The 14,081-nt window shown below is 33.2% G+C and carries 10 protein-coding genes; 1 reads left to right on the top strand and 9 read right to left on the bottom strand.

Features of this window, described 5'->3' with window-relative positions; all coding sequences use genetic code 11:
• Positions 1–8: 8 nt before the first annotated feature.
• The 7 genes from JM658_RS03305 to ileS form a co-directional block, all read right to left on the bottom strand.
• Positions 9–3,332, bottom strand: coding sequence for a SusC/RagA family TonB-linked outer membrane protein (locus JM658_RS03305; protein ID WP_236958061.1), 3,324 nt, complete (start codon positions 3,330–3,332; stop codon positions 9–11).
• 456 nt (positions 3,333–3,788) lie between these two features.
• Positions 3,789–4,889, bottom strand: a complete 1,101-nt coding sequence (locus JM658_RS03300; RefSeq protein ID WP_236957802.1) for a FecR family protein — start codon at positions 4,887–4,889, stop codon at positions 3,789–3,791.
• 54 nt (positions 4,890–4,943) lie between these two features.
• Entirely contained in the window at positions 4,944–5,453 is a 510-nt protein-coding gene (locus tag JM658_RS03295) for an RNA polymerase sigma factor (RefSeq protein ID WP_262911727.1), read from the bottom strand.
• Between the two features lie 173 nt (positions 5,454–5,626).
• On the bottom strand, positions 5,627–6,250 hold the full coding sequence (locus JM658_RS03290; RefSeq protein ID WP_236957800.1) for a lipoprotein signal peptidase: 624 nt from the start codon (positions 6,248–6,250) through the stop codon (positions 5,627–5,629).
• A gap of 66 nt (positions 6,251–6,316) precedes the next feature.
• The gene (locus tag JM658_RS03285; protein WP_236957799.1) at positions 6,317–6,910 is read right to left on the bottom strand and encodes a DUF4097 family beta strand repeat-containing protein; all 594 of its coding nucleotides are present in this window, start codon (positions 6,908–6,910) and stop codon (positions 6,317–6,319) included.
• Between the two features lie 96 nt (positions 6,911–7,006).
• Positions 7,007–7,390 (bottom strand): TraR/DksA family transcriptional regulator, encoded by a 384-nt coding sequence (locus tag JM658_RS03280; protein ID WP_236957798.1) that lies wholly within the window; start codon positions 7,388–7,390, stop codon positions 7,007–7,009.
• Positions 7,391–7,394: 4 nt separating this feature from the next.
• Positions 7,395–10,793 (bottom strand): isoleucine--tRNA ligase, encoded by a 3,399-nt coding sequence (gene ileS, locus JM658_RS03275; protein WP_236957797.1) that lies wholly within the window; start codon positions 10,791–10,793, stop codon positions 7,395–7,397.
• A 466-nt stretch (positions 10,794–11,259) separates the two neighbouring features.
• Between ileS and JM658_RS03270 the strand changes: the two genes are divergently transcribed.
• On the top strand, positions 11,260–11,610 hold the full coding sequence (locus tag JM658_RS03270; protein WP_236957796.1) for a hypothetical protein: 351 nt from the start codon (positions 11,260–11,262) through the stop codon (positions 11,608–11,610).
• Between the two features lie 162 nt (positions 11,611–11,772).
• Here JM658_RS03270 and recO read toward each other — a convergent pair whose 3' ends face one another.
• Positions 11,773–12,489: a DNA repair protein RecO gene (gene recO / locus JM658_RS03265; RefSeq protein WP_236957795.1), complete on the bottom strand. Its 717-nt coding sequence runs from the start codon at positions 12,487–12,489 to the stop codon at positions 11,773–11,775.
• 175 nt (positions 12,490–12,664) lie between these two features.
• The gene (gene gdhA, locus JM658_RS03260; protein ID WP_236957794.1) at positions 12,665–14,008 is read right to left on the bottom strand and encodes an NADP-specific glutamate dehydrogenase; all 1,344 of its coding nucleotides are present in this window, start codon (positions 14,006–14,008) and stop codon (positions 12,665–12,667) included.
• Between the last annotated feature and the right edge of the window lie 73 nt (positions 14,009–14,081).

Here is a 14,081-nt window from a genome sequence, read left to right as displayed (position 1 = left end):
CTCCTTTTTTAGAATCCTACGTTTAATGTAAAAGTATATTGCCTGCTTATTGGATAAGCAACACCACCAGCTCTAAAGAATTCTGGATCTTGACCATTTAAATCTTTATCAGAATAAATTAAAAATGGATTTGTTACCTGAAATCTTAATTTAAAATTAGACATCGATAATTTATTTGTTAAGTTCTTCGGGAATGAATATCCTAAAGCAATATTTTTCATTCTAACAAAAGAACCATCAACAACTCTCTCTGTTGAGTAATTATAAGCATTATAAGCACGAGATAAATCTCTAGAATTATAGCTATCTATAGTTCTTGTATCTACAATTACAGGAATATTAGTAACATTTTCGTCTCCAGGGACTAACCATCTATTTCTAAAATCCGTAGTAAAGACATCTAAATCATTATATTCTGAGCTATATATGGGTGACAATCTTACTTTGTTACCTGCCTGCATTGTTATTAATGCGCTTAAATCCCAATTTTTATATGTAAAAGTGTTTGAAAAACCTCCTGTAATATTTGGATCTATTGGTCCTTCATACTTTAGATAATCCGAGATATCTTCTGTGTCTTGAAAATCAACATCTGTTGTTGGATTTTGATCTTCTCCAAAATTATACATTGGCAAGCCACGCTCATCTAATCCTGTAAAGTCAAAAGAATAAAGAGAATTACGTTGTCTTCCTACTACATTCCCTCCTGTATCTCTAACCAAGTCAAACACTGACGGTTCATTATGTAATTTGGTAATTTCTTGATCGAACCAAGCAAAATTAAATGTCGAAGTCCATTTAAAATTAGGGTTATCAAAGATTTTTGCAAGCAAACTTATCTCAATACCCTTTGTTGTCATATCTGCGTTATTTGCTATCTTTATAGTTTGACCTCCAATACCCGTTGTAGAAACAAAATCTATTAAATCATAGGATTTCTTTTGGTATAAATCTGTTGTTAGCGTAACTCGATTACGAAACAAGCCTAAGTCCATTCCGAAATTAAATTCATTTACTTTTTCCCAAGTTAAATCGCTGTTTTCAAGCTCATCAATATCAATTACATTTTCACGATCATCCGTATTAAATCTATTTGTAATATCATTCTCAAAAATTGCCACAGCATTACTTGCACTTCCTAAACCAGCAATCAAACCATATCCAACTCTAAAAGATAGGTTTGAAATAACTTTAGAATCTCTCAAAAAATCTTCATTAGAAGCATTCCATTTACCACTCACATTCCATGTTGGCAACCATCTAGCACTACTTGATCTTCCTAACTTATTAGACCCTTCATAATTTGCTGTTCCACTAATTACATATCTATCATCGAAGGCATATGTTCCTTGTCCAAAAAAAGCGACTCCTCTTTCTCTATCTTCAGATTTACCAAAGTAATCTGTATCGTTAATTAAAGCATTTTGGATAACTCTATAGTCTGTAAAAGGAATACCTCCTCGAGTATATTGATACCCATAGCCCGAAAAGAATTCATTACTTCTGTTTGTATATCTGTATTCTTGTCCCAAATAAAGCTCCACATCATGTTTGTCATTAAATTTATTAGAGTAATTCAATGCATTTCTGAAGTAAAAACTTTGTAAATTATCTTCACTTGAATTCAAAATCCCCCCATACGGTAATACTACTTGCGGAGGTGAATTAGGGCTATTAGGGTCTGTAAATAAGAAAACATTTTCATCCGCAACAACGGTAGTTTCATTTGCTCTATATGCTGCCGCAACATTAGAGTTTTCTGTTATATTATGTTCTCTACTACTTTTTGCATATCTAAGAGATCCTAAAAAACTATAATCTAACTTATCGTTTATCTTAATTCCTAAATTACCTTGTGCCTTAATATCTATTACCTGAAGATCAATTTTATTATTATTAACCTCGTTTATAATATTAAATGGCGCCCAATTAAATCTATAGTATTCTAAATCTCCATTATTATCTCTTGGTCGTAACGTTCTGCTTGTGTTTAAAGCATAACTAAATGGATTTATATCAAAGTTTCTACTAAATTCACCATCTACAGTATTAGACTCTCTTTCGTATGTACCAGGAGCATCTTGATTTCTTACAGATCCTTGAAGTAAAATTCCAGCAGTAACAACATCAGAAATATAATAGGTGTTTCTTAAGTTAGCAGTAAATCTATCTGTTTTATCAGCAATTGTCCATCCTGGATCTGTATAAAAACCTATAGAAGCATATTGAGCACTATTTTCACCACCACCTGAAAAACTCAACGTATGGTTTTGAGTTGGACTACCTCTAAAAAGGGTCTTAAACCAATCTGTATTTGCCATTTCGTATTGCTGTAAAAACCTATTTCTTCCTTCAGGAGTATTTTCTACTGCATATCCTCCAATAGATGGGTCATAATTATCTATACTTCTATACATAATATTATAAACTCCACCGTATCTTCCCTGTGTATTTCTTGATAAATTTAAGAACCCTTTATTCTCTAGCTCTTTGTAAATACCCATTGTTTCTTGAGAATTCAAAAAATCATAATCAGAATAATCAGGAATACTCCTCACGGTATATTCCCCTTGGTAGGTAATGGTGTTCTTCTGATTTCTACCTCCTTTTTTGGTAGTAATAATAACCGCTCCATTAATTGCTCGCGCTCCATATAATGATAATGCAGATGCATCTTTAAGAATTTCTATCGATGCTATATCATTAGCATTTATACCCGAAATAGCTGAACTAATCAATGTTGCTGAATCTCCTGACACCAACTCTGCAAAACTAAGATTTACAATTTCTTCTTGCACTGCTCCATCTACTACCCAAAGTGGTTTTGTATCTCCATAAATAGAAGAACCCCCACGGATCGTAATTTTTGGTGCAGCTCCAAAAGTTCCTGTAACATTTTGGACATTAACCCCTGCAGCTCTACCTTCTAACATACGCCCTACATCAATAACTCCATCTATCTTGAACTCTTCTGCCTCTAATGTTTGAGATGCACCAGTAAAGACTTTCTTTTGAATATTTTGATATCCTGTTACTACAACTCCCTCTAAACTTTCTACATCATATTCTAAAGCAACGTTTATAACATCATTACTTCCTACGGTATGTTTTTGAGTTTTCATCCCAATATAACTATACACCAAAGTCTGCCCTTCAGTTGCTGTAATAGAGTAATTACCATCAAAATCTGTAGTTACACCTTTAGCAATTCCATCTATAAAGACGTTTACACCAGCCATTGGCAATCCATCTGGATCTGTAACATTTCCACTGATAGACTGCTGAATAATAACCTTAGTACTTCTCGCTATTATTATTTGGTTATCAAACATTTTAAAATGAAGACGATTTTCATTGAGCACATCATCTAAAATTGTTTTTATCAACTTATCTTCAGCGTGATAAGATATCTTTGAAATATTATTAACTACATTATCTTCATAAAAGAAAATAAAATCACTCTTCTTTTGTATCTCCTTAAAAAAATGTTCTATTGACACATTTTCTACATCAATATTCATTTTTGTTTGAGAATAGGTATTTATAGCATACAAGCTATTTAACCCGAAGCATATACATAAAACAATTGTTTTTATCATACCCCATAGGAACTTATTTAATCCATTGTACAGGATTAGTGTGTACTTTTTATTCATATTTTTGTAATAGATTTTTAAATGTTGTTCACTTCAATGTTTAATTAATTTCACGCCAGAAAATGCGGGAACATTTTCTGGCTTTTTTGTTTAGCGGCTCTCATTTCATAGGCGTATAGTTTAGTTTAAAAGTTAGTTTAGCTCGTTCATATTTTTAATTTCAAAATCAATACTTGTAGTCTCTTTTATCACCTGCATTACTTCTTCTATAGTTTTCTTTATATGCAATGAACCAGAGAATGTCTTTGATAATTCTTCTTTGTTTTTTATTTCAATACGCACATTATAATACCTAGCTAATTTTTTTATAATGCCTTCTAATTGCTGATTCCTAAAAATTAACACTCCATCTCTCCAACTCATAACATTATCTACATCAGTAGTTTTGATCTCTACTGATTCAGTATCCTTATCAAAAAGAGAAATCATTCCTGGAGAAAGTTTCTTCTTAATTTTTGTTCCTAGAATGTTAGATTTTCTATAGACAACTTCTATGCTTCCAGATTTTAAGGCTGTTTGAATAAATTGTTCATCAGAATAACTAGAAATATTAAAGATGGTTCCAAGGACTTTAATTTCACTTTCCTTTGTATGCACAAAAAACGGCTTCTCTGAATTATGAGCTACATCAAAAATTGCCTCTCCTTCTAAATATACTTCGCGCTTTTTGGCATTAAAAACACTGGGGTACGACAGTTTCGTTCCAGAATTTAACCAGACTTTTGTCCCGTCAGAAAGAGTAACAAAAGACCGCTTTCCATATGGAACAATTAAGGCATTTATATTAGATTCGATCTTTACATCAGATTTATGTACCAAAATATTATTTGCTAGAACTTCCTCTCCATTATTAGAATAAATTAATTCTGAGTTTTTTTGCTGAAGGCTAATCGCTTTTTCTCCTCCTATAATTAATTTAACCTCCCCGTCTTCAGATAATTCGCTTTCTCTATATTGAGTAATGATTTTTTTTAAAGGTGATGATTGAAAAGAATTATCCTTATAAAATAGATGTCCCACAAAGAATATAGACACCACAGCTGCTGCAACAGAGAAAATTATTCTCTTTTGTCTGATTCTCTTCTGAAGCTTCATTTGATTAATAGAATCATTAATCCTATTCATAAGCTTCATTTTATCATCATGTGTAATTCTATATCTATTCATTAAAACACGATTCTCATTTTCATTAAAAAACCTCCAGAAACAGAAGCCTTTAATAATAAGAGTCATTAAATTTTAATATATAGACAGATTATATGCTCTTTTTTTGAAAAAAGAATAATTTTAACTAATTCCAGCTTTTAATGTTTTCAGCGCACGGTATACTTGTGTTCTTGCAGAAGGTACAGAAATACCCATTATATGAGCTATTTCAGGATAATCTTTACCATGGTGAAACTTGAATTGAATTACTTTACGTTGTTTATCCGAAAGTTTATGCATCGCATTAGACAGCATTTCAAGATCGTAATTATACTGTTCAAGATTAATAATTTTATGATCTTGTGAAACTACATCCGTAGCATGGTCATTTGTATTAAAAGAAACTTTAATAACTTTTGTCTCTACTTTAATCGCCTTATAAAGTTTATGTTTAAAGGAAGTAAAAAGGTATGATTCTATATTCTCGACTTTCCGTAGTTTTTTTTTATACTTATATAAATCAATAAATAAGTCGTGGATGGTATCTTTAACTAAATCAGAATCATTGTTTATGTTCATTCCATAACTATACAATGAATCCACATATTCATAATAAAGAGTGTCTAAAAAAAGTTTATTTCTTTTTTTCAATATCGGCTAAGGACACATAAGTTTATCCTTTGCCCGAAATATATAAAAATTTAGATTAAATTATACATTTTGACGCATATATTCTAAAAATAAAGTTAAAATTTCTATATATAGACAATAAAAAAAGAAATATAATTCAAAAATTATAGTGGAAAAATCAACAAGCCTTAGCACTATTTCCCTTCGTTAGGGAAAGCTTTTTTGTTAAAGATCAACAGAACACCTACCCCGATACTAATTGCAGCATCTGCAACATTAAAAACGGGTTCAAAGAATCTAAAGTTTTTACCTCCCCAAATAGGAAACCAATCAGGAAGAACTGTATCTATCATAGGGAAATGAAGCATATCTACCACTTTACCATGAAATAAAGTCCCGTAAGGTTCATCAGAGAAAAGTGTAGCTACATGACCATAACTATCATCAAATATTAATCCGTAGAAAACAGAATCTATAATATTCCCTAAAGCACCTGCAAAAATTAAAGAAACTGCTAAGATTAATGTTGGCGTCGAATTTTTCTTAACACTATCTACCAACCAGTAACCAATTCCGCAGATTGCTATCAATCTAAAAACAGTAAGAAATAATTTACCTGCCTCATCGGAGACACCAGGAATAATATCACTAATTTTTGTTCCCCATGCTGCCCCTTCATTTTCTATAAATAGAATTTTAAACCAACTAAAAACTTCTACGTGTTCTCCTAAAACAAAATTAGTCTTAATGTATATTTTTGAGATTTGATCTATTAGTAAGACCAATATAATTATAAATGTTGCTTTCTTTAATGACATGATTTTCTAAATAATTGCCTCCAACTTAAAAAAGTGTTTTTTAGGACGGCCGTAAAAATAAGGATATTATTCTGTTTTATTAACGTAAATATCTCCGTTAAGAGAATTTAACTCAAACTTAGTTATTCCATTTTTTAAAGTTCCTTGATATATCTGTCCATACTTAGATACTGCTTTTATAATACCCGCGGCTCTAGTAACAATAATAGCACCTTTTCTAGTTCTTGCCTTAATAAGATTCCCTGAAATATTATCTAAAACAATCGTTTCATTTCCAGTAGTGGCTTCCATAACCGCGTACTTACCTGATGCTTCTATTTTTGTATAACTTCCATGAATTCGCACCTCCTTATATTCAGGAACTACAATATTCAAAGAAATAGCAACTACTTTATGAGCGCTCAATTTATCATTTGGTTTATCAAACAAAGGTCTATTCTCTACTCCTAGATAAAGCGTTGTACCATCTTCTTTTACGGTGTTTACAAATTCATTTTGATATTCCCCATCCATAAGAGTTGTTATGAACACCTCATCAGATGTATGTGTAGTTATAGTTACTGAAAATATATTTTCGGCATTAATATCTACAAGAGAAACACCATCGGCAAAAACCACCTTATCCACAGCTTTTTGGGCAAAAGAAAAACTGACTATCAAAAAAAAGACTATAAAAAACCTCACCAAAGTACGATTTACTGTAAACAAAAAACGCCCTTAAAAAGAGCGTTTTTTAAAAAAAATAAACATTGTAGATTAAGCTTGTAAATTTTTCGCTTCTATACTTAAAGTAGCATGCGGAACAAGTTTCAAGCGTTCTTTATTTATAAGTTTTCCTGTAACTCTACAAACACCATACGTTTTGTTTTCAATACGCACTAAGGCATTTTTTAAGTCACGAATAAATTTCTCTTGACGTAAAGCAAGCTGTGTATTTGCTTCTCTACTCATGGTCTCAGAACCTTCCTCAAAGGCTTTAAAAGTAGGCGATGTATCATCAGTTCCATTATTCCCATCATTCTTATAAGAACTCTTTAAAAGTTCTAAATCCTGATAAGCTTTCTCCATTTTTCCTTCTATTAAAGTCCTAAACTCTGCTAGGTCTTTATCTGAGTACCTCGTTTTTATATCTGCTTCCATAGTACTAGTGTTTTTGAATGATTAATTTGGTGTTCACCTCATCAAATGCAATTTCTGTACCATTATTAATATTTTCTTCGAAATTAAGCTCTGCAGTCAGCGTTTCTGCTTTAATATAATCTATATTATTCTGTACAGCTTTTTCTACAAATCCATCTTTCTGTAACCTAACTTCGATCTTGTCTGTTACTTCAAAACCAGAATCTTTACGAAGGTTTTGAATTCTATTTACCAATTCTCGAGCTACGCCTTCGTTGCGTAAATCATCAGTTATAGTTACATCTAATGCTACAGTGATAGCGCCTGAACTTGCTACTAACCACCCCTCTATGTCTTGCGATGAAATCTCTACTTCATCGATACCTAAAGTAACATTTTTTCCATTAATTTCAATAGAAATCTCTCCGTCCTTTTCTATTCGCTGAATTTCAGCTTGCTCAAATTTAGATACTTCGTTGACAATCAGCTTCATATCCTTCCCGAAACGAGGCCCTAAAACTTTAAAATTAGGCTTAATTTGCTTTACTAAAAGCCCAGAAGCATCATCAATCAACTCGATTTCTTTTACATTAACCTCCGACTTTATAAGCTCTTCTATTCCTTTTATTTCTTCTCTTTGAGCTTCGTCAAGTATAGGAATCATAACCCTTTGCAGCGGTTGACGCACTTTAATCATCTCCTTCTTACGTAGTGAAAGTACTAAAGAAGAGATCGTTTGTGCTTTCTCCATCTTACGCTCCAACAACTTATTAACAAAGTTCTCTACAAATTTTGGGAAATCTGCAAGGTGTACACTCTCGGAATTCTCTTTATTGGTAGTAGCTACCAAGTCTTTATATAATTGATCCATATAGAATGGAGCAATAGGCGCACCCAACTTAGCTACTGTAAGAAGACAAGTATAAAGCGTTTGATACGCAGAAATCTTATCTTGCTCATAGTCACCTTTCCAGAAACGTCTTCTACATAAACGCACATACCAGTTACTTAAGTTCTCTTGTACAAAGTCAGAAATTGCTCTGGCTGCACGTGTTGGTTCATACTCCGCATAAGCTTGATCTACTTTCTGAATTAAAGTATTTAGCTCCGAAAGAATCCAACGGTCTATTTCTGGACGTTCTTCTAACGGAATATCATCTTCCGCATACGTGAATCCATCGATATTAGCATATAAACTGAAAAAAGAATACGTATTATAAAGTGTTCCGAAGAACTTTCTACGTACCTCAGCTATTCCTTCAAGATCAAATTTTAAATTATCCCAAGGGTTTGCATTCGAAATCATATACCAACGTGTAGCATCTGGACCATATTCATTCAATGTCTCGAATGGATCTACAGCATTCCCTAAACGCTTAGACATTTTCTGTCCGTTCTTATCTAAAACTAGTCCGTTTGAAACTACATTCTTATATGCAACAGAATCGAATACCATTGTACCAATTGCATGTAGTGTATAGAACCAACCTCTAGTTTGATCTACTCCTTCTGCAATATAATCTGCCGGATAAGCTTCTTTATCATCTATTTTCTCCTTGTTTTCAAAAGGATAATGCCATTGTGCATAAGGCATCGATCCAGAATCGAACCAAACATCTATCAGATCAGCTTCACGCTTCATAGGTTTTCCAGATGGAGAAACTAATGTAATTTTATCAACTACATTTTTATGAAGATCTACTTTATCATAATTCTCCTCACTCATATTATTCACCTCAAAATCAGCAAAAATATCAGCTTCAAGAACTCCCGCTTCTACAGCTTTCGCCATTTCCGCTTTTAATTCTTCTATGGAACCTACAACAACTTCTTCTTTTCCATCTTCGGTACGCCATATTGGTAATGGAATTCCCCAGAAACGAGAACGCGATAAATTCCAATCATTAGCATTCTGTAACCAATTCCCAAAACGACCTTCTCCAGTTGCTTTTGGCTTCCAGTTAATCGTTTTGTTTAATTCGTACATTTTATCCTTAACATCGGTTACTTTTATAAACCAAGAGTCTAAAGGATAATATAATACTGGCTTGTCTGTTCTCCAGCAATGTGGATAACTATGGACATACTTTTCAACCTTAAAGGCTTTATTTTCTTCTTTTAATTTAATAGCAATCTCAACATCTACAGATTTCTCTGGCGCCTCTCCATCATCATAATATTCATTCTTCACATATTTACCTCCTACTCCTGGAAGCTCCGCTCTAAAACGCCCTTGCAAGTCTACCAACGGAACAGGATTACCATTATCATCCAATACCAACATTGGAGGAATCTCTGGCGTTGCCTCTTTTGCAACCTTAGCATCATCTGCACCAAAAGTAGGTGCTGTATGTACAATACCAGTACCATCTTCTGTAGTAACAAAATCTCCAGAAATAACTCTAAAAGCATTTTCTGGATTCTGATAAGGTAATGCATATGTTAATAATTGCTCATATTCTGCACCAACCATATCGGCACCTTTACCTTCAGCAATTACTTTGTATGGTGTTTTCTTATCTCCAGCTTTATAATTAGCAAAATCTTCTTCCGAAGTAGCTTCAAAATATTTTCCTGAGAATTGCTTTTTAAGAAGCGGCTTCCCAACTACAACATTAATAGGCTCATGTGTATATTGATTAAAAGTTTTAACCAAAACATAATCTATTTTAGGTCCAACTGTTAAAGCTGTATTTGATGGAAGTGTCCATGGAGTTGTAGTCCAAGCTAAGAAATGAACAGTCCCAAAGCCTTTTAAAAACGCTGGTAATGTTTCATCTTTCGCTTTAAACTGCGCTACAATAGTTGTATCAGTAACATCTTGGTATGCTCCAGGCTGATTAATTTCGTGTGAACTTAATCCTGTACCTGCTTTTGGAGAATATGGCTGAATAGTGTACCCTTTATACATCAAATCTTTAGAATAGATTTGCTTAAGTAGCCACCAAACGCTCTCCATATATTTTGGTTTGTAAGTAATATATGGATCTTCCATATCTACCCAATACCCGATTTTGCGCGTCATATCATTCCAGATATCCGTGTAGCGCATCACCGCTTTTTTACAAGCTTCGTTATATTCTTCAACCGATATTTTAGTACCGATATCTTCTTTGGTAATCCCTAATTCTTTTTCAACTCCAAGCTCTACAGGAAGTCCGTGTGTATCCCACCCAGCTTTTCTTTTTACTTGAAATCCTTTTTGAGTTTTATAACGACAAAAAATATCTTTAATCGCACGAGCCATCACATGGTGAATACCTGGCAATCCATTAGCAGAAGGAGGTCCTTCAAAAAACACAAAAGGTTCGTTCCCTTCTCTGCTAGTTATACTTTTTTCAAAAATAGCCTGTTCCTCCCAAAACTTTAGAACTTCTTCTGCTGTTTTCGGTAAATCCAATCCTTTATATTCTGTAAACTTCACGCGTTTAAATTTTAGTAATTAGCTGATTACATAAATTATAAAATTAAGAACATATGTTTCCATTTTGCTCTCACATTAAATATTTCAATTCACTGAAAATTAAAATTTATTAATGTCAATTTTCATCTACAACCAATCAGTTAATCTTTGTCGTATTAAAGTTTGCAAAATTACTAAATTCCAGTGAATTGACACACCTTAATAACACTAAAAGCTCCCTATTGAATTATAAATAACTTGAAAATAATAATTACAGAGCCTAAGTTCTAATTACCAAATAGTTTCTACTTTTTCCCTCAGAAGCAAATCCAACGAAATAAAACTCTATAAAGCTCTAAATTTTAAATACACATGTTATTTATTTTCAACACGCTAACTTAAAATGAGTTAAAAATTAACACCAACACACCAATGTCTTAAATTATAATTTATATATTTAAACTTATTAATTATTAATTTTTATTGTATGAAATCATTAACAACACTAACACTACTATTGTTTTTAACCTTTTTATTCATATCTTGTGAAGCAGAGGACATTAGACAATCAGATATGTATGAAAATGTAAATCCTCAATCTCTACATAAGTTTAAAGATTCAGAAGAAAATAGTGGCGGAGGTTCTGGAGACAATAATCCAGGTGACTATGACCCTTTTCCTGATGGAGTTGGAGACGTTGATTATCCAGGGTTGAATCCAGATAATGAACCTTCAGATGAAAACAACTCAACAAACCCTGAACCACCTTCTTCCAACCCAATAGAACCCAGTAGAGATCCTAATGTACCTCTAAACGACTTTGAACACGCTAACTAATATTGATAAAGTTAAAACAACTATAAACCTCTGCTCAGAGAGTGCAGAGGTTTATTAAAACAGAAACCTCTCTGCACCATTCAAGTATGAAATCAACAATCGCTACACAAACAACTTTAAAGGCTGACAGAGGAATATTACTCTTTTAGCTTAAATAAAAATCTATCCAAATACTTGTTGAAGAATCTCTAGAGATCTCGGCTTTTTAAAATCTGTTAAATGGAGCTGGTAATAACGGATTAGATTATTCAGCAGAATAGCACGGACACCTCTTCCCATTTTAATGGTTTTAGCTTCATCAAAATCTGCTTTCAGGAATTGTTTAAATGCTTCCAATGTGACTCCTTCGATAACTTCATTATAAAGCGAAGGAACAAATTCCCCTTCTAATAAATCAAAATACGGAGCATCAATATGAGTATCATCAGGGTAAAAACCAAGAAAAGTAGTCAATTGAATCAAGAATGAGATATGGAAATTTGCAATTTCATTATTGGTATCCAACCAAATAAAAGCATTTTCTATAAAATCAAATAAGATTACATTTTCTTCTTCCTCTTGAAGAGAAACTACTAACATTTCAGATAAAAACAGTGCAATAGAACTTTTTAGAACATCTGTCTGAAGACTTTTATAGGAGTACGCTAACTTTACATCTCGCAAACTTTCTAACGTCCCTTTATTCTTATGATTTGCCACAATCTCCAATTGTGTTAACGGCTGAAAATATCCTTTTTTAAGCTTTCCTTTCTTAGAAGCCAAAACTCCTTTAAGTAAATACGATTTTACGCCATCACAAGCTGTGAAGAGCTTAACGATTAAACTCGTATCTCCATATTTTAAGGCAGAAAGCACAATAGCTTTAGTCGTAACAATCATAAAAACAAAGATAGGAAAGCACAACCGTAAAAAAGCTATTTATTGTATTGTTTAAAGCATGAACTGCTCATTCAAGAACTTAAAATCACAAATCCAATTAGGTAGTTTTAAAACAAAAAGCGCCCCAAAGATTAAAAAACCTTTGGGGCGCCATTTATTTTTATAATATGGTTTCTTATACTACTCCTTGAGCTAAAACGGCATCTGCCACCTTAACAAAACCTGCAATATTAGCACCTCTAACATAGTTTACATAACCATCTTCATCTTCACCATGCTCGATACAAGAATTATGAATACTCTTCATGATCCCTTGTAATTTCTCATCCACTTCTTCTCTAGACCAGCTGTAACGTAATGAATTTTGCGCCATCTCCAATCCAGAAGTAGCAACTCCACCAGCATTAGAAGCTTTTCCAGGAGCAAATAAAATCTTAGATTCATGGAAAACTGTAACTGCTCCAGGAGTACAAGGCATGTTAGCCCCTTCACTCACACAGATACATCCATTTTTAACTAATTCTTTTGCATTGTCTTGATCAAGCTCATTTTGCGTAGCACACGGCATTGCAACATCACAAGCGATATGCCAAGGTGTTTTACCTTCAAAATATTCTGCGTTTGGATACTTCTCAATGTATTCAGAGATTCGGCCACGATTTACGTTTTTAATCTCCATAACATGAGCCAGCTTCTCTTGGTCAATACCGTCTTTGTCGTATATTGTACCTCCTGAATCTGATAATGTTACAACTTTAGCTCCTAATTGCGTAGCTTTCTCCGTAGCATATTGCGCTACATTTCCAGAACCAGAAACCGTTATAACTTTTCCTTTTAGGCTATCTCCTTTTCGCTCAAGCATATTCTGTGCAAAATACACATTTCCATATCCTGTAGCTTCTGGACGGATTAACGAACCTCCCCATGAAAGTCCTTTTCCTGTTAAAACTCCCGTAAATTCATTTCTAATCTTACGATACATTCCAAACAAGAAACCAATTTCTCTAGCTCCAACCCCAATATCTCCAGCTGGAACATCTGTATTTGGTCCAATATGTCTAAAAAGTTCTGACATAAAACTATGGCAAAAACGCATAATCTCATTATCAGACTTCCCTTTAGGGTCAAAATCAGAACCTCCTTTACCACCACCCATTGGCAGTGTAGTTAAGCTGTTTTTAAACACTTGCTCAAAAGCTAAGAATTTTAAAATACTCAAGTTTACTGTTGGATGAAAACGAAGTCCCCCTTTGTACGGTCCTATAACCGAACTCATCTGAATTCTATATCCTCTATTAACTTGGATTTCTCCTTTATCGTCTACCCATGGCACCCTGAACATAATTGCTCTTTCAGGCTCCACCATTCTTAATAATATATTTTTACCGTTATAAATTTCATGTTCAGCAATATAAGGAAGTACCGTTTCTGCTACTTCTTGTACTGCTTGAAGAAATTCAGGTTCATGCGCATTACGAACTTTTACTTCGTCCATAAATGCTTCAATTTTTTTGTCCATTGCGTTCATAAAAATGGAATAATTAAGTATTTAATAATTTGAAAGCAAAATTATGCTTTTTATTGAAAATAGG

Origin of the sequence: Joostella atrarenae, assembly GCF_021764745.1 — a bacterium.
In the GTDB taxonomy this organism is placed as follows: Bacteria; Bacteroidota; Bacteroidia; order Flavobacteriales; family Flavobacteriaceae; genus Galbibacter; species Galbibacter atrarenae.
This window is presented reverse-complemented; position numbering and strand designations above follow the sequence as displayed.